The organism is Gilliamella sp. wkB292, assembly GCF_001690235.1.
Classification (GTDB): domain Bacteria; phylum Pseudomonadota; class Gammaproteobacteria; order Enterobacterales; family Orbaceae; genus Gilliamella; species Gilliamella apicola_F.
The window spans coordinates 68,265-86,644 of record NZ_LZGO01000030.1; the positions used below are offsets into that span (position 1 = coordinate 68,265).

The window sequence follows — 18,380 nt, forward strand, 5'->3', positions numbered from 1 at the left end:
ATTTCCTTATTTCACTTATTTCATATTATTATAATATCTTGAGGATTACTTAACTCCTCACCCAAAATTTAAATACAACTTATATGACTTTTTAAACAAAATTAAACCTAATATTATTCAAGACAATAGTATTTTGGTGCAAACAACTGATGCTTTAGATTAATAAATTGAAAAAGAGGTGCGCAGCCATAAATAAAATCAAAAATAACAGGGGGTTCATTTTTTAAAAGTTTACCTGTCCATTGTTCTATTGGTTCATTTTTATCTGCTAAATTATTCAATGGTTTAAAACCACCACCTTCACTATAACAAAGACTAACATTGGTTATCATATTCGAATCCGAATCTAAAATAATCAAATGCTCTAAAACCGTATCAGGATCGGATGGCTTTTGATAGTCTTGTAGATAAAATTGTAAACCATTTACTTCGGACAAATAGCTATCCCCTTTTACTAAGTCATCTGTCGGCCAATGACATCTAATAGAGGCAATTTCAATATTTTTATCAAGTACTGGGAAATCGTCTTTGCTAATTTTTTTCCACGATAATGGCGTTAATTGTTCTTGAGCGAATGGATTCTCTTTACCAAAAGACACCAGATAATCTGAATGGTGATCAAATAGTTTTTCATCTAATTTAAAACCATATATATAATCGTTCTGCTTAAAAGGAGCTTTATAATAAGTCGTATCCACCACAGCAAAAGCATTTAACTGACTAATCGGCAATGATGTTAAGTCATTATGTTTATAATCGTATATAAAAACCTTATCGTCTTCTGATAAACCTGCCAACTCAAAAAATTTAGCACGGTATGAATCTGTCAGTAAATATTGTTCATTTTGGTAACTCTCTTTTTCATCTCCAGGAATTAAAATAATAGCTTGTTGATTATTCTCATCATATAAATGCACATCATCAGATAATGAAACAAAAGTAGATTCAGGTTCATTTTCAATATTATAAACAGTAAATGGGCTATACATGCGAATATCCGACCGATATTGAGACTGAATTGTTGTTTTATCCCATTCTATTAACTTGTTTTCGCCAAGCATTGCTGCATAACTATAAGAATTAAGGGATGATAAAATGAATCCCCAAAATAAACCCTTTAATAAAAATTTTTTCATGCTGATACTTGTTCTTTTAGCCAAGCAATTTCTTGAGCCCAAATATCAGAATTAATGGTTTCTAAAATTAAAGGGATTTCATCTATTCTTGGATCTTGCATGATATATTTAAAAGCGGTTTTGCCAATGTTACCTTTACCTAAGCTGTCGTGGCGATCGACATGGCTAGCAAGTTCGCTTTTGGCATCATTTAAGTGCATACCACGTAGATAATTAAACCCAACAATTTTTTCAAATTCAGCAAAGGTTTCTTGGCAGGCTTTTTCAGTGCGTAAGTCGTAACCGGCAGCAAAAGCATGACAAGTATCAATGCATACACCTACCCGGCTTTTATCATCAACTTGATCGATTATTTGTGCTAAATGTTCAAATTTATAACCTAAATTAGAACCTTGTCCGGCTGTGTTTTCAATAACGGCCACTACATCTTTGGTTTTATCTAAAGTCATATTAATCGACTCAGCTATACGCTTGAGGCATTCATCAACTGAGATTTGTTTTAAATGACTACCCGGATGAAAATTTAACAGTGTTAAACCTAACTGTTCACAGCGCTGCATTTCGTCTAGAAAAGCAGTGCGCGATTTTTCAAGTTGTTCAGGATCGGGATGACCTAAATTAATTAGGTAGCTATCATGCGGTAGGATTTGTTTACTCGTGAAGCCATATTTTTCACAACGCTTTTTAAAGCTATCAATTATCGATGACTCTAATGGTTTTGCATGCCATTGTCGTTGATTTTTAGTAAATAAGGCAAAGGCAGTTGCACCAATTTGATAGGCATTAATCGGTGCGTTGTCAACACCGCCCGAAGCACTCACATGTGCACCAATGTATTTCATACTGTTATTCATCCTAATAGTTAATTTGAGCCACTGTTACGTTGCAGTTGATCGCGTAAATTAGGTGGAATACCTTTAATCACCAAAGAATCAGTTTGCGGATCCCATTTTATGCGTTCGCCTAACAGATCGGAATCAAAGCTGAGGGTTAATCCACCACCACTACCTGAAAATTTCTTTAATTGACGTAATGCGCTGCGATCAACTGGAAAGGTGTCTTCTAAATCATACTCACTGTTTTTAACAAATTGCATAAAGTTGTTATCGTCACTGACTGGTAATTCATTGGCTAGGTTTTTGAGTTCTATCTCTTCGCCTGCTTGCAATTGACCTTGACAGTAATTATAAACATTTTCACGCGCGGCGTTTTTGTCTTGTTTATCAAATTGCATCTCTTGGCAATAATCATCAACCGCTTTGACTAACGTTTTATTTTGCGCTTTGGCATCTAATCCTTCACTAGCGCCTAAATAATCCATAAAAAAGTCTGACACTTTTCGCCCTACTCGACCTTTTAAAAAAGTCAAATAACGTTTTGAATCAGCTTGAGTTTCCCATTCTGTTATATCAATTCGTGCAATAATATCGGCATGATCGATATCTAAATATTGGGTTTCGGAAATATCCAAATCTTCATTCACAAGCATGCTTGAACAGCTATTTAACACGGCAATAATTAGATATTCCACCGCTAAATAGCGATAAAGGCAAAATACCACTGTTCCCCCTTCGGCAAACGGATATTTGGCAAGTTCATTACGTAATTGTTTAGTTGATTCTTGACTAAAGTGGAGAAAATCTTGATTACCTAAACGTAATTCTTTAAGCGATTGTTCAAACAAACTTTCACTATTAAAAAGTCCGTAAGCTTTGCTTTTGTTGTTATAGATACGATTGATATCTTCAATTAAATTCACAACCGCTTGTTGATTACTGAGTATTGTATCACGAAGCTGTAATTCGATTTCAGTGTCACTTTTTCTAATTAATTTATGTAATATAACTTTTTCTATTTGCACACTCATTTTAAATTCCTATTGGGATAATAGCGTCTATTTGTAACTATTTTATCAAAGCGTTCAAAAAGTGCTATCTGCAATTATAAATAACGACAATAAGTTAAGCTCATATCTATTTGAATATTCGATTCTTTCTGTCATTCACGCCTTTGTATAAATATTGCCAATCAAATGGTTTACTTTTACTATAGCGTTCTGACAAAACCTAGCTTTTATAGCTGATAATGACAATACGGTATAATGATAACATCCACGATTAAAAGTGAAATGACGTTAGTTACAGAAAATTGTAAGAATAACAAAAAACAATTAAACGAAAAGTGGAACAAACCAATTCTTTGCTATAGCTTTTTTCTATTTTTGCATTAAATGATCTGAATTTTTTGTGAATATTTAATCTGAAAAATAGACTGTTATTAATTTTGTTTTATTACTTTCATAAATAAAAGTATAGGATGCATCCCTACCATCAAATTTGTAAGTTATTTCAAATTGATGTTTTCCTATCTATATTTGACTTCAATATTTAGATCATCATAAATATCGGTAAAATTTTGTGCTATTTTTTAGTTTTTCGAAATACACTAAAATCCCCAAAAACAATATTTTTATACATAATCGCCGTTGTTTTCTTGAACTTGTCAGCAAAATTAATTATTTTTAAAATGGAGGACGGAACATTTATCTTCAGTTAAGATATAATATTAACCGGGCAAAGCATCTGCTTAACAGCCCAAAAATCAACTCTAAAAAAAACCAATAAATAACGGCGGATCACCTGATGGTGTTAATCCCCCGCCAATGTTACTAATGAGAAAGATGAAAAAGATAATAAGAAGATAAAAACGCCAATATGTGATTTATACAGCTATCTACTTAGCTGTATTTTGCTGCAAACTCAGCACTGTTCTCGCATTCGATGCACTGGTAGCAATAATATCAATTACTCCTGATCTCAACGCCCCTAAAATAGCGGTTGATTTGGTGTTTTCCGAGGCAATAGCGATTACGCAGGGAATATTACGTAACTCTTCAATACTTAAACCAATGACCCGATCATTCATTACAGTATCAACAGGGTTGCCATTTATATCGAAAAAACCATAGCCAGCAATATCACCAATTACCCCTTGATTTAATGTCGCATAGGTGATCTCTTGTGGGGTAAACCAACCTAATTGCACCATGTAACAATTTTCGTTCATATCCCCTAAACCGACTAGAGCAATATCAGCTTTAGATGCACGTTCTAACGTATCTTTTATGACACGATTTTGCATAAAAGCGTGTTTAAGCTCGCGGTTTTCGACATATGCTGGTGCATAAAGCGTTTCACTGCTGGCATTAAATTTTCTAGCTAGGCTTCGACTAATATGATCAGCATCAATAATTTCACCAACTCGTTGCGTTCCACCAATACCACAAATAAATTTACATTGTTTTTCAGGAAACACCCCTACATGACTGGCAATAGCAGCAACATTTCGACCTTGCCCTACCGCAACAGTCATACCATTTTTTAAATTACTTGATAAATAGTTAGAAACAAGTGCCGCAACTTGCCGTCGCTGTTCATCTTCATCTTGATGATCTAAAGCTATCAGTGCACGCTTAATACCAAAATGGTTAACAAATTGTTGTTCTATCCGTGAACTAAATATTGGATGATATTTGACATTGATTTCAACAATCCCTTCAGCTCTAGCTTTTTTTAACAAGCGACCGACTTTAATACGCGAAATGCCAAATCGCTGTGCTATCTCTTCTTGAGTTTGTTCATACTCATAATAGGCAACAGCTATCTCGGTGAGTAGTTCTGCTTCTTGTTTATCATCAAATCTATCCATTAGTTCGCCTTGTTTATCAATATTATCGTTGCTGATTTATAGCGGATAATATATTACAAAAACCTGTTGCTTGCCATGCACTGCGACCAATAAATAGGCCATCAATATTGGGCTGAGTAATTAATTGGGTCGAATTTTCAAGATTGACACTACCACCATAGAGTAAAATCATATTATTAGCTACTTCTGAACCATAGAGATCAGAGAGCGCTAAGCGTAAGTTATGATGAATAAATTCAGCTTCTTCAGGTGTTGCCGGAACGCCTTTTTCACCAATCGCCCATATTGGTTCATAAGCAATAATAACCTGACTCGCTTGATTATGATCAATTCCTGACAATGCAATCTTCATCTGCTTTACAACAGTTTCACTCGAGACGCCCCAAGATTTTTCTTGAGCGCTGTCCCCAACACAAACTAACGGTGTTAATTGGTGTTTTAGTGCAGCATGAACTTTTTTATTTACTGTCATGTCGGTTTCACCAAAAAATTCACGGCGCTCAGAATGCCCTAATTCAACTATTTTAGCACCGGTATCTTTTACCATAATTGGAGATATTTCACCGGTAAAAGCACCCGCTTCTTCAAAATGCATATTCTGGACACCGGTTAAGCAATTTATTTTGTGTTGATATAAGTATTCCGCCACATCTCGGACACAAGTAAAAGGAGGTATGACAAACGGTTGGATATGACTTTTTAAATCTTCGGGGTAGTAGGTTTTTAGTTGTTCACAAAATAACAATGCTTCGGCTAAGGTTTTATTCATTTTCCAGCTGGTGCCTATGAATATTTTTTTCATAATTTATCCTTGTATTGATGTAATGTTTTTCATCGCTTTTTTTAATAGGCTTCCAATAGTAAAAATGGGTTAAAGAATAGTTATTTATTACCTGACTATTCTTCCCCATTTTTTAATCATTTATCTTGTTTTAGCAACACTCTCATTATTACGGCAAAAAGCAACTTATTTAAGCAATAACGATAGTTGACCTAAAAGCAAGTGTTGTTTTGGTGTTATGCGATACCTAAACGTTTTTTATAACTCTTCACATAATAATCTGTTGCTTTGATAGCTTGTATAACATCATCAGCCGTCACCGCAAAAGGCAGACTATGGATAGTTTCAACTGGAGCAATGGCTTTTTCGCCAATCAATTGAAACTCTTCTTCTGTAATTTTATCTAAATGCACTTGTTCTAAAGTGATTGGTAAATCCAACTTAATATATAAATCGATATACCTTTCAAGCTCAGCAATTGGTCGACCTTCTAGCACAAGTTGAGCAATTGTGCCATATGCCACTTTTTCACCATGCGTTAGATGATGCACATCACCTGATACGGCAGTAAAACCATTATGAATAGCATGAGCTGCACCTAAACCACCATTTTCAAAACCAAGACCACTTAGTAAAGTATTAGCTTCAACAATAGCTTCTAACGCTGGGGTAACTAATTTCTTTTCATTCGATTCAACAGCAAGTAATGCATACTCAAATATGGTTTTTTCACACTCTCTGGCAATTGCTTCACCAGCAATCGTTGCTATACCACCAGCATCAGTTTTATGGCAACTGCGAATGGAGGTTCTGGCTTCAACCCAAGTTGCCAGCCCATCAGCTATACCTGATTTTAACGATCTTACCGGTGCATTTGCAATCACTCGAGTGTCAACTAATACCAAGTCTGGATTTTTATAATGGTGCCATAAAAAGTCAAAAACACCATCTTCAGTATAAACGACTGAAACTTTAGCCGTTGGCGCATCGGTTGATGCCGTAGTTGGTACACAAACTTTAGGTATATTATATTTAGCTGCAAGTGCTTTAGCCGTATCTAGTGTTTTACCACCACCTACACCAATAATTGCATCAAATTTTTTTGATTTAAACTCATCAAGTAATCGGTTAATTTCTACCATTGAACATTCGCCGTTAAAAATGGCTTTAGTAATCGATAATTCGGCTTTTTCGAGTGAATCAGCTAGTTGATTGGCTGCAATATTCCAAATATTCTTATCTGCTAGGATTAAAAAATTGGTCCCAAAGGGTTTGATGTATGCTTCTGCACGAGTCAGCAAATCTTTACCTTGTACATATCTATTAGGACTAACAAAAACCTTATCCATATTAAAATCCTCTTATAAACACATTTACTAACTAATTAATTATTATTAATTCAATTAAAATAATTAATTTACTTCTGGAGAATTACTTCTCGAGTTTTAATTGCTGTAAGAATTCATTCATAATCATCCAAGCTGATTCAGATCCCGCATCCCTGTGTCCAATAGCTCGTTCACCTAATCGCATGGATCGCCCTTTTTTTGCAACCAATGGAATAGTTAAATCAGAACCTTTTTTCATTTCATCAACGCAAATTTCTAACGTTTTTATAGGGTCATCACCTTCTTTATAATTGTTTAATACTTTAAGACCCGGAATCAGTGCATCTATCATTGTTTTATCATTAAGTTCGGCTTTTCCTCGCATTTGGACAGCTTCAACACCATCTTGATACATTTGACAAAACTCTTTGAATGTTACAGCTTGTTTTCCAGTTGTATTGTTTGCCATTTTCATAAAAAAACTACCATATAAAGGCCCTGATGCTCCGCCGACTTTGCTCAATAAAATCATTCCTACTTTCTTCATTAATTCAGCAATATCTGCTGTTGAGTCAGATAACAGTGGCAATTGCTTTTCTACTTCACGAAAACCTATGGTTAAATTAATACCATGATCACCGTCGCCAATGTCAGAATCTAATTTACTGAGGTGGTCACGATTTTTTTCGACCATATCGGCGATTTTCTTAAATGTTTCGATAAAATAAGATTTATTTAGCATCAGGGCGCTCATTTTTCCTCTCCTTGGTAGTTAATAAGCAATTTTAAAATAAGGCGCATCACATGGATGGTCTAATAGCTGTTTTAGTTCATCATCTAACTTGATAACAGAGATCGACATCCCCACCATATCCATTGATGTCACATAATTGCCCACTAGTGGTTTATAGATTTTAATGCCCTTTTGTGCTAATAAAAGATGTGCTTTTCGGTAACAAATATACTGATCCATCAATGCTAAACCACCTAATCCATTAATCAGTAATTGCACTTCATCACCGGTTTTTATTTTGGAGTCTTGTAAAAGATGATCGATTAATTGGCTAACAACAACATCGGCCTTTTCTAGCTTAGTTCTTTCAATACCGGGTTCACCATGAATGCCCATGCCAACTTCCATATCACCCTCTTGCATATCAAAAATGACTTCGCCTGTAACCGGTAATGTACAAGATGATAGTGCAACGCCCATTGAATAAGTATTGGCATTAGCTTTTTCAGCTAAAGCTTTAACTTTATCTAAATCATAACCTTTGGCGGCAGCACTGGCAGCGACTTTGAACACAAATACATCACCCGCTACCCCACGGCGATCACTAATGTTTTTTGAAGAATAGATATCATCAGTTACTGTTACAGTTTCAACTCGGATACCCTCTTCAGCCGCTAATTCAGCGCCCATATCAAAGTTCATAACATCGCCAGCATAGTTACCATAAACAAATAGGCATCCTTTACCAGAATCAACCGCTTTTACTGCTTCATAGCAATATTCAGGAGAAGGTGAAGTGTTCACATTACCGACTGCTGCCGCATCGGCAAAATCTTTGCCAACATAACCTAAAAATGCGGGTTCATGTCCTGAACCACCGCCAATAATTATTCTCACTCTTGGCTCTGTACTGATTTTTTTGCTTACGACTACGCGATTACACGTTTTTTTTAATTCAACATATTCACTATGCGCTAAGCAGTAACCTTCTAGCATCTCTTCTACAACATCATAGCCATCATTAATTAATCTTCTCATTACATCACCTCGGTCTATCCTTTACATGTTTTACTTGTTACTTAATTCACTAAAAAAAGTGATAATACATACCCACCAACAATACCTGCACAGACTGCTGCAACAATATTTTTAACTGATTTACGTTTGTTTCCACCGGTTAAAGCTGAGGCAACCCAAATCCCAACACCAGCGGCTAACCCTTGATCGACCCATACTGAACCACTTTGTGTAATCATTGGCGTTGCTATTCCATGATTAATGCACCATACAGTACCGACAATAAATGCTGCCGCCATCCAACCACCAATTGGTCCCCAATTGTCAACCATACGCCCCCATGCCATGCGTATAACAAAAGGGAAGATAAAACCACCGATTATTGTTGCAATAGCCAATTTAATTGACATCATCATTTGCTCCCTATATTTCAGCTAATTATTTCTTTTTTTGAAAAACTTTGATTTGTTTGCTACGCAAGATCTTTTCTTTTGCTTCTTTCAACTTTTCAAAATCAGATCGTCTTAAACCAGGTTCTCTTGGATTCTCATTAATAAATTCTGTTTTCTTCGCCATATCTTTTTCAATGAAAGCAGCAGTAATACCACCTAAAGTAGCGCCGACAATCACAAGCAATATGGTTGGTAAAGAAGTGACAAATGCATGTCCACCTTGAATAAAGGTATCGCGCATAATGCCACATACTGCAATGGCAAGTCCCATATCAACAAAAGCAGCATCATCTTCATTACCAGTCAGATTGATATAATGATTCATATACCACATTGGACCAATAATGATTACCGCCGCCAAAAAACCACCGAAAATGCCGTAAGTACCTAATTGTGACCACACTGACATTACAATCATTCCAGCGATACAATAACCCACAAAGCTTCGAAAAAATTTCATCCTAACGCTCACTTTTTAAATATTTTGTAGTTCAGCTAAAATACCTTCAACATCCTCATCAATCATGGCTTGTATTGACGCAACAAATGCGCCTTCTACAAGGGGAGCATCAACTAACGTTACCTTTTTTCTTAATTGTTCATCTTCGATAAGATCAATAGCGGTTTCTGTGCTTAAAATGGCACTACCTATATCAGCAAATATCAGTATATTTTTGTGATCTTTTGATTGTTCGATGATGTTATAAATCGCAACTGAATCTGTTCCTAATCGTCCATCCTCTGTTCCGCCTGCTGAATAAATTTTTACATCACCGGTTGAATCGACCATCTCTTCGATCATTTCTTTTAATCCATCAGTAATTTTTTTACTGTGAGAGACTAAAATAATACTAATCATGCTTACCCCTTTGAACATATGTCTCATTAACAATCTTTTGTTCAATTATATCGAATAAAATTAAGGCGGAAATTGTTTTATAATAAATTTGTGATTCAGATCTAACTTTTAGATAGTGATAATTTTGATAGCAAAATAAAATAGAATAATTAACTATATTAGCGTGATATATGAAAAATAATATCATTAACAGATTGATAGATGATGTAAAAAAAATGTTCAAAACCATTTTGTTAAAATGAGCATAAGTTTACATGCAAAACAAAAGATTCAATTATTGATTAGCTAATAAGATAAAAAGCATCACCCTATGCAATATTTACAGTTACACGGGTAACCTAGCTTAATTTGCTACTTTTGATAGTTTCAAAACAATATAAATAAATTGCTTTTAAAACTTAGTAATGGAATGAATAAGTTGATGTTGATGCTTAGAAGAATTTAAAAACTATTTAATATTTAGACAAATGACCAGCTAATTTAATCCTGTCCTTTGCTAATTGAACTAACTCAATTAGCAAAATAGTTTTTAAATTAGCCTGAGTGATTTATGAGTTGAATACAACTAATGCTTTTATCATTAAAATCCACCATAATTGAAAAGTGTCATTAATATTGGCATTAATAAAGTCAATACAAACCCTTGTACAATTGCTGGTGGCACAATAGTGATGCCGGCGCCTTTTTGTAACATTGGTAAAGTAAAGTCCATAGAAGTTGCGCCACACAAACCTAACGCAGTAAGTTTATAGCGTCTTATTAAGGTTGGAATAAGAATTATTGCACACAATTCACGCAAAATATCATTTAAAAAGGTTGCACTACCAATGATTGGGCCATGCGCTTCTGTCATCAAAACTAAGGACAAAGAATACCAGCCAAATCCCGATGACATAGCAAGCCCAACACGAGTTGGAAAATCCAAAATAAAAGCAGCTAATATTCCACCTAAAAAAGTGCTTATGACCACGACTAAAGACGTCGTTAAACCAATTTTATTTAACAAAATCTGTTTAAACGAGATATTGTTACTACGTAGCTGGATACCAATGAGCAATAGAAGTAAAACTAACACTATTTGAATAATGCTGCCAGTATATTGCCAAAAAAACAAAGGTAAAAAGCCCGCAATAAAACCAAGTATCAAGGCAATAAATACTTTTAAAGATTCAAAAATCAATTTAAAACGAGATTCAAACGACGAGCGGGTATTCGCTGTTTTCCAAGGCAAAAATAGATCAAATAAGATTAATGCCAAAAAATTACCACCAAAAGTACAGGCAAAAACAACAGCGGTATAGATCAAAATATGTTGTAAATTTGTGATTAAATTGTCTAACTGAGCTAATTCAGCCCCCATGATAAAAAGAATAAAATAGACCATATAGCCAAGTATCTGATTAATTTTGGCTAGCCATTTTTGATCTTTAATCTTAATCAAATAACCTAAACACAATGGGACAAATGCAATCAAAATACCATAATACATTTTTATTCCTTTCCATGTTTATCTTCAAATATTATAGTTATAAAAATTAGAAATGAAACTCTGCTCCAATATATCCTCATTATCAACGTAATGAGGATAAACTTTCTTCAATGCTAACTTTAAGCTGATCTAATAACGCATAACGATTACGATATTCAGAACGTTTTTTACTTGCTATTTCGTCAATCGATTTTCGATTAATTTCGGTCGGTAATATAAATAAGTTTCTAGAATCTGGTTTACCATCAATTGTTAACCAAAAATCATCGTAATCCGATAAGATTCTTTCTTGTCGGCTATTATATCGCCAGTTATTGTACACATGTGTGTTATTACCAACAGCAATCACTTGTTCTAAATTAAAATATTTAGCAATAATTAACGCCGCTTCTACCGCTACACGTTTTGGAAAAAGCCCATAGCACTGCTTTGTTGCTTTTTGTACACGACTTCGTGCTTCATGATGCCCTGTTCCTTGTAAACCAGCAATAAATAGCGTAGATTTTTTTTGATATTCTACAAGGGTGAAGGTTAAAGTTGCTAAATCAATACCGTCATTATCATAAAAATAGAGACTCAATTCACCTTCACGCGCATATTTATTCCGTGCTTGAATAGCTATTTGTATGTTAGTTTCGTTTTTAGCGTCGATATTAGCCAAAATATAAGGCAATTCTGGGTTATAAAAAGCCTTAGACATATTGCCGGATTGCTTTGATAAAAAATCATAATGATAAACTAAAGCGGCTAAACGCTCTTTTTGTGTCAAACATGATGATAAATATGGCCGTTGTAATTTACAAGGTAAATTGGTTTGGCAGGAAAGGTAATAACCAAGTAAAGGATATTGTCTCAATTTATCGAGCAATTTGAGTGTAATTGGGCTTAAAAAAAGTGTGCGAAAAAAGAACTTATACCGATAAGTCGGTTTAAGCCAAAGTTCATTAAGTGGAAGTTTGCCTACACAAAGCCAATGAAAAAGTTGCCATTTACTTTTAGGCTGGGGCATATTTGTAATATTATTCATAATCAGAAAAAACTAAACTCGGTTAATTTAAAAAAATATAAAATGACTCAAGTATTACTTAATATGCAATATTAAAGATAAGTCATAAAATCAAGGCAATAAGGGTACAACACAATATAAGTCAGTGCAACTATCCTTATATAAGGTTATATTAAATAAAATGAAAATAAAAAACGGTGAATTTATCACCGTTTTTAAATAACGATTAATTTTCGTTAAAAATTAATTATTGACCTTTAACTTCTTTTAAACCGTTAAATGGTGCTTTAGAACCTAACGCTTCTTCAATACGCATTAATTGGTTGTATTTAGCAATACGGTCTGAACGGCTCATAGAACCAGTTTTGATTTGACCTGCTGCTAAGCCAACAGCTAAATCAGCAATGGTTGAGTCTTCTGTTTCACCACTACGATGAGAAATTACTGCTGTATAACCAGCATCTTTAGCCATTTTAACTGCTGCAATTGATTCAGTTAATGTACCGATTTGGTTAACTTTAACTAGGATTGAGTTAGCGATACCTTTTTCAATACCTTGTTTGAAGATTTTGGTATTAGTAACGAAAAGATCATCACCCACTAATTGGATTTTGTGACCTAATTCTTTAGTTAAGTATGCCCAACCTTCCCAATCGCTTTCATCTAAGCCATCTTCGATAGAAACAATTGGATATTGTTCACTTAAACTTTCTAAATAACGAGTAAATTCTTGAGCAGTAAACTCTTTATTACCTTCGCCTTTTAATACATATTTACCAGTTTCTTTGTTATAGAATTCAGATGCAGCACAGTCCATCGCAAGTGTAATGTCTTTACCTAATACATAACCTGCTTTTTCTACTGCTTCTTTAATACATTCTAACGCTTCAGCATTTGAATCTAGGTTAGGTGCAAAACCACCTTCGTCACCAACTGCTGTATTCATACCTTTAGCGTGTAAAACTTTAGCTAAATTGTGGAATACTTCAGAACCAATACGAATTGCTTCACGCACTGTTTTTGCACCAACTGGTTGAATCATGAATTCTTGTAAGTCGATGTTATTATCAGCGTGTTCACCACCGTTGATGATGTTCATCATTGGTAATGGCATAGAGTATTGACCTGGAGTACCATTTAGATCAGCGATGTGTTGATAAAGTGGTACACCTTTAGCTGCTGCTGCTGCTTTAGCATTTGCTAAAGATACGGCTAAAATTGAATTAGCACCTAAGTTAGATTTGAAATCAGTACCATCTAAATCAATCATGATTTGGTCGATAGCTGCTTGATCTAAAGCATCTTTTCCTAAAACAGCTTTAGCAATAGGTCCATTAACATTTTCAACAGCTTTTAATACGCCTTTACCTAAAAAGCGAGACTTGTCACCATCGCGAAGTTCTAGTGCTTCACGTGAACCAGTTGACGCACCAGATGGAACAATTGCTAGACCAACAAAACCACCCTCTAAGTGCACTTCGGCTTCAACTGTTGGGTTACCACGAGAGTCGATCACTTCACGACCATGTACTTTAACGATTTTTGCCATGTTTTTTTCCTCTATATGACAGATATATAACTAATGTAAAAATAAACTATTTTTGCTGCTGATCTTGATACTCTTTAGCAGCTTTCACAAAACTACTGAACAATGGATGTCCATCTCGTGGTGTTGAAGTAAATTCCGGATGGAATTGACATGCGACAAACCAAGGGTGTTCTGGAATCTCAATAATTTCAACTAATTTCTTATCAGTTGATAGTCCAGTGATCTTCAATCCAGCTTTCACAATTTCCGGTAATAAATTGTTGTTTACTTCATAACGATGACGATGACGTTCAGTGATCGACTCTTTTTTATACATATCAAATACTTTAGAATTTGTATCTAAATGGCAAATTTGCGAACCTAATCGCATAGTACCACCTAAATCACTGTTCTCATTACGTTGAACCACGTTACCAGATTCATCACTCCATTCTGTGATCAACGCGATAACTGGGTTAGCGCAATCTTTAACAAACTCTGTAGAATTGGCATCTTTAATACCAGCCATATTACGAGCATATTCAATTAAAGCAACTTGTAAACCAAGGCAAATACCTAAATAAGGAATCTTATTTTCACGCGCATAACGAGCCGCCATGATTTTTCCTTCAACACCTCGATAACCAAAGCCACCAGGAATCAAAATCGCATCTAAACCTTGTAATAATTCCGTACCACGAGATTCAAGATCTTCAGAATCAATATATCGAATATGAACAGTTAAACGATTTTTTAACCCGCCATGTTTTAATGCTTCGTTTACCGATTTATAAGCATCAGGTAGAGCAATATATTTTCCAACCATACCAATAGTCACTTCACCTATTGGGTTGGCTTCTTCATAAATTACCTGTTCCCATTCAGACAGATCAGCTTCTTTACATTCAAGGTGGAAGCGATTGCAAACAAATGTATCTAAATTCTGAGATTTTAATAGTGCAGGGATTTTATAAATAGAATCAACATCTTTTAATGAAATAACTGCGCGCTCAGGTACATTACAAAATAGTGCGATTTTAGCACGTTCATTAGCAGGAATAATGCGATCTGAACGACAAATTAATACATCAGGTTGAATACCAATTGATAGCAGCTCTTTTACAGAGTGTTGTGTCGGTTTGGTTTTTACTTCCCCAGCCGAAGCTAAATAAGGTACTAACGTTAAATGCATAAATAACGTATGTTCACGGCCAACATCAACTGCTAATTGACGAATTGCTTCTAAAAATGGAAGTGATTCAATGTCACCCACTGTGCCGCCAACTTCAACAATAGCAACATCAAAACCTTTTGCACCTTCAATCACGCGTGATTTAATTTCGTTAGTGATATGAGGAATAACTTGAACAGTTGCCCCTAAATAATCACCACGTCGCTCTTTACGTAGTACATCGGAATAAATTCGCCCAGTAGTAAAGTTATTTTTGCGTGTCATTTTAGTGCGAATAAAACGCTCATAATGACCCAAATCAAGATCAGTTTCTGCCCCATCTTCGGTAACAAAAACTTCACCATGTTGAATAGGACTCATTGTGCCCGGATCAACATTAATATAGGGATCGAGTTTGAGCATGGTGACTTTTAAATTGCGGGCTTCTAAAATTGCAGCAAGAGACGCTGCGGCAATGCCTTTACCCAAAGAAGAAACGACACCGCCTGTAACAAAAATATAATTCGTAACCATTAATACCAGACCATTATTAATTTATTAGAATAATATTGTGCGTTTTTAAACCATAAAAACCAACACAATATACGATGAATCAGACGGGAAGATAGTATAACAGAATCAAGTATAGGTCTCAATTGAATAATTACTTTTAACTGTTGTTTAGGCTGAATGATTTGATTAACAAGTATTTTTAATAGTAATTTGATTGTTGATGTAATTTTAATTTTGTTACAGTTTAAAACACATCTCAAAATCAAAGAAAATCAAAACGAAGTTAAATGTGCGAGTTTAAGCATAATTTATTGATGTAACATGTAATAATATCTAAAAAATTTTTTTTGAAAATTAACTAAAAATAGAACTTAACAAGGCACTTAAGGTACCTTGTTATATCTAGACTAGATAACTATTTGACCGTTTTTTCACTACGGGACAAACCAATAATCCCTGATCGAACAGTTTCCACAATATTACATGTTTCTCTGATTGATAATAAGAATGAATCAAGCTTTTCACTGGTGCCCGATAACTGAACAATATAATGCGTTGCAGTCACATCAACAATTGATCCTCTAAAGATATCGGCACATCGCTTCACTTCGTCACGTGCATCTGAATCTTTAGCAGCAACTTTAACTAACATAATTTCACGCTCAACATGAGGACCTTCAGTCAAATCATTAACACGATATACATTAATTAGTTTATGAAGTTGTTTCTGAATTTGTTCAAGTACATGCTCATCGCCTGAGGTTTGAATTGTCATACGATGCATGGTTGGATCTTCGGTTTGCGCCGTTGTAATGGTTTCGATATTAAAACCACGTTGTGAAAATAGACCAATTATTCTAGACAATGCGCCAGGTTCATTTTCAGTTAAAATAGATAATATATAACGCATTAGGTTCTCTCCGTCTTACTTAACCACATTTCACTCATTGAACCACCACGAACTTGCATTGGATAAACATGTTCTGTAGCATCGGTCATCACATCGACAAAAACAAGTCGATCTTTAATTGATAACGCTTGTTTAAGTTTGGATTCAAGCTCTTCACGCTTATTAATACTTATGCCAACATGACCATAAGCTTCAGCAATTTTAGCAAAATCAGGTAATGACTCCATATAAGACGAGGAATGTCGCCCTGCATAAATCATATCTTGCCACTGTTTAACCATACCTAAAAAACGATTATTAAGATTCAAAATTAAAATAGGTAAACCATATTGTAATGCTGTTGATAGTTCTTGAATATTCATTTGAATACTACCATCACCGGTTACACAAACAACTCGATTTTTTGGAAATGCTAATTTAACACCTAATGCTGCTGGTAAGCCAAACCCCATGGTACCAAGTCCACCAGAAGTAATAAAGTGTCTTGGTTTATCAAACGGATAATAAAGCGCTGTAAACATTTGATGTTGACCCACATCAGTAGTGATATAAGCATCGCCTTTAGTTAATTTATATAATACTTCAATTGCTTCTTGCGGTTTAATACTGTTACCTTCATGACTATAAGCAAGGCAATGTCGAGCTCGCCAATGTTCGATCTGTTTCCACCAATCAACCAAGGCATCTAAATCACGCTCTATGTTTAGTTCATCAATTTGATCTAACATAGTTTCTACAACAACTTTAGCATCACCAACAACAGGAATACTTGCCATGATGGTTTTAGATATTGAAGTAGGATCGATATCTACATGAATTATTTTGGCTTTAGGACAATATTTTTCAACATTATTAGTTGTTCTATCATCAAAACGTGCACCGATAGCCAAAATAACATCCGCATTATGCATCGACATATTGGCTTCATACACACCGTGCATACCTATCATGCCTAGATAATGTTTATTTGTTCCGGGGAAAGCACTAATGCCCATCAGCGTTGAAGCAACAGGCAGATTCAATTTTTCAGCAAACAGTTTGATCGCCTCACTTGCATTAGCAGAAATCACACCGCCACCAATAAAAAGAACCGGTTTTTTAGCAGTAAAAAGTGTCGTTAGCGCTTTTTTTATTTGTCCTTTATGTCCTTGTATTGTTGGATTATAAGAACGCATCGATACTGATTTTGGATAATGATAATTATATTTATTGGCAGGATTAACAATATCTTTCGGTAAATCAATGACAACAGGACCTGGACGACCGGTTGACGCAATATAAAATGCTTTTTTGATAATTTCTGGAATATCTTGAGTATCTTTGATTAAAAAACTATGTTTAACAATTGGTCTTGAAATACCGACCATATCACACTCTTGGAATGCATCATTGCCAATTAAATTACTTGCTACTTGTCCAGATAATATAACCAGTGGCACAGAATCCATATAGGCAGTTGCAATACCGGTAATAGTGTTAGTTGCACCTGGTCCAGATGTAACTAGCACAACACCAACATCCCCTGTAGCTCGTGCATACCCATCAGCCATATGCACAGCTGCTTGCTCATGACGAACTAATATATGTTCAATACCACCAAGTGTATGAATTGCGTCATAAATATCAAGAACACTTCCACCAGGATAACCAAATATCTGTTTTACTCCTTGATCAATCAATGACTGAATGACCATTTCCGCACCTGACAATTTTGCCATGGTTATTGCCTCCAATATAACTTTTTTGTCA

General features: G+C 35.0%; 17 protein-coding genes and 1 pseudogene. All 18 read right to left on the bottom strand.

What is annotated here, in order from left to right; all coding sequences use genetic code 11:
• Positions 1–113: 113 nt before the first annotated feature.
• Positions 114–1,136 carry a hypothetical protein gene (locus A9G09_RS03305; protein ID WP_065633489.1) on the bottom strand — a complete coding sequence of 341 codons (1,023 nt, stop codon included), beginning with the start codon at positions 1,134–1,136 and terminating at the stop codon, positions 114–116.
• Positions 1,133–1,978, bottom strand: coding sequence for a deoxyribonuclease IV (gene nfo, locus A9G09_RS03310; protein ID WP_065633490.1), 846 nt, complete (start codon positions 1,976–1,978; stop codon positions 1,133–1,135). Before nfo ends, A9G09_RS03305 begins: the two co-directional genes overlap by 4 nt.
• 20 nt (positions 1,979–1,998) lie before the next feature.
• Positions 1,999–3,003 carry a nucleoid-associated protein YejK gene (gene yejK / locus A9G09_RS03315; protein WP_065633491.1) on the bottom strand — a complete coding sequence of 335 codons (1,005 nt, stop codon included), beginning with the start codon at positions 3,001–3,003 and terminating at the stop codon, positions 1,999–2,001.
• A 694-nt stretch (positions 3,004–3,697) separates the two neighbouring features.
• Positions 3,698–3,830, bottom strand: a pseudogene (locus A9G09_RS12835) (sodium:proton antiporter); the annotation flags it as partial.
• A 39-nt stretch (positions 3,831–3,869) separates the two neighbouring features.
• On the bottom strand, positions 3,870–4,844 hold the full coding sequence (locus A9G09_RS03320; protein ID WP_065633492.1) for a sugar-binding transcriptional regulator: 975 nt from the start codon (positions 4,842–4,844) through the stop codon (positions 3,870–3,872).
• Positions 4,845–4,866: 22 nt separating this feature from the next.
• The gene (locus A9G09_RS03325) at positions 4,867–5,646 is read right to left on the bottom strand and encodes a triose-phosphate isomerase (RefSeq protein ID WP_065633493.1); all 780 of its coding nucleotides are present in this window, start codon (positions 5,644–5,646) and stop codon (positions 4,867–4,869) included.
• A 215-nt stretch (positions 5,647–5,861) separates the two neighbouring features.
• A complete protein-coding gene (locus tag A9G09_RS03330; protein ID WP_065633494.1) occupies positions 5,862–6,974 on the bottom strand; it encodes a glycerol dehydrogenase in 1,113 nt (370 codons plus the stop codon).
• Between the two features lie 82 nt (positions 6,975–7,056).
• Complete coding sequence (gene dhaL / locus A9G09_RS03335) at positions 7,057–7,707, bottom strand: dihydroxyacetone kinase subunit DhaL (RefSeq protein ID WP_065633495.1); 651 nt, start codon at positions 7,705–7,707, stop codon at positions 7,057–7,059.
• 18 nt (positions 7,708–7,725) lie between these two features.
• The gene (locus tag A9G09_RS03340; RefSeq protein ID WP_065633496.1) at positions 7,726–8,724 is read right to left on the bottom strand and encodes a dihydroxyacetone kinase subunit DhaK; all 999 of its coding nucleotides are present in this window, start codon (positions 8,722–8,724) and stop codon (positions 7,726–7,728) included.
• A 41-nt stretch (positions 8,725–8,765) separates the two neighbouring features.
• Positions 8,766–9,113, bottom strand: a complete 348-nt coding sequence (locus tag A9G09_RS03345) for a hypothetical protein (RefSeq protein ID WP_065633519.1) — start codon at positions 9,111–9,113, stop codon at positions 8,766–8,768.
• A 28-nt stretch (positions 9,114–9,141) separates the two neighbouring features.
• Positions 9,142–9,615, bottom strand: coding sequence for a hypothetical protein (locus A9G09_RS03350; protein ID WP_065633497.1), 474 nt, complete (start codon positions 9,613–9,615; stop codon positions 9,142–9,144).
• 15 nt (positions 9,616–9,630) lie between these two features.
• The gene (gene dhaM / locus A9G09_RS03355) at positions 9,631–10,014 is read right to left on the bottom strand and encodes a dihydroxyacetone kinase phosphoryl donor subunit DhaM (RefSeq protein WP_065633498.1); all 384 of its coding nucleotides are present in this window, start codon (positions 10,012–10,014) and stop codon (positions 9,631–9,633) included.
• A gap of 580 nt (positions 10,015–10,594) precedes the next feature.
• Complete coding sequence (locus A9G09_RS03360) at positions 10,595–11,503, bottom strand: lysine exporter LysO family protein (RefSeq protein ID WP_065633499.1); 909 nt, start codon at positions 11,501–11,503, stop codon at positions 10,595–10,597.
• Positions 11,504–11,585: 82 nt separating this feature from the next.
• Entirely contained in the window at positions 11,586–12,530 is a 945-nt protein-coding gene (locus tag A9G09_RS03365; RefSeq protein ID WP_065633500.1) for a VirK/YbjX family protein, read from the bottom strand.
• Positions 12,531–12,756: 226 nt separating this feature from the next.
• On the bottom strand, positions 12,757–14,058 hold the full coding sequence (gene eno / locus A9G09_RS03370; RefSeq protein ID WP_065633501.1) for a phosphopyruvate hydratase: 1,302 nt from the start codon (positions 14,056–14,058) through the stop codon (positions 12,757–12,759).
• Between the two features lie 46 nt (positions 14,059–14,104).
• Positions 14,105–15,742 carry a glutamine hydrolyzing CTP synthase gene (pyrG, locus tag A9G09_RS03375; RefSeq protein WP_065633502.1) on the bottom strand — a complete coding sequence of 546 codons (1,638 nt, stop codon included), beginning with the start codon at positions 15,740–15,742 and terminating at the stop codon, positions 14,105–14,107.
• 394 nt (positions 15,743–16,136) lie between these two features.
• A complete protein-coding gene (ilvN, locus tag A9G09_RS03380) occupies positions 16,137–16,631 on the bottom strand; it encodes an acetolactate synthase small subunit (protein WP_065633503.1) in 495 nt (164 codons plus the stop codon).
• Entirely contained in the window at positions 16,631–18,349 is a 1,719-nt protein-coding gene (gene ilvI / locus A9G09_RS03385) for an acetolactate synthase 3 large subunit (RefSeq protein ID WP_065633504.1), read from the bottom strand. The genes ilvN and ilvI overlap by 1 nt, the downstream gene beginning before the upstream one ends.
• Positions 18,350–18,380 lie beyond the last annotated feature (31 nt).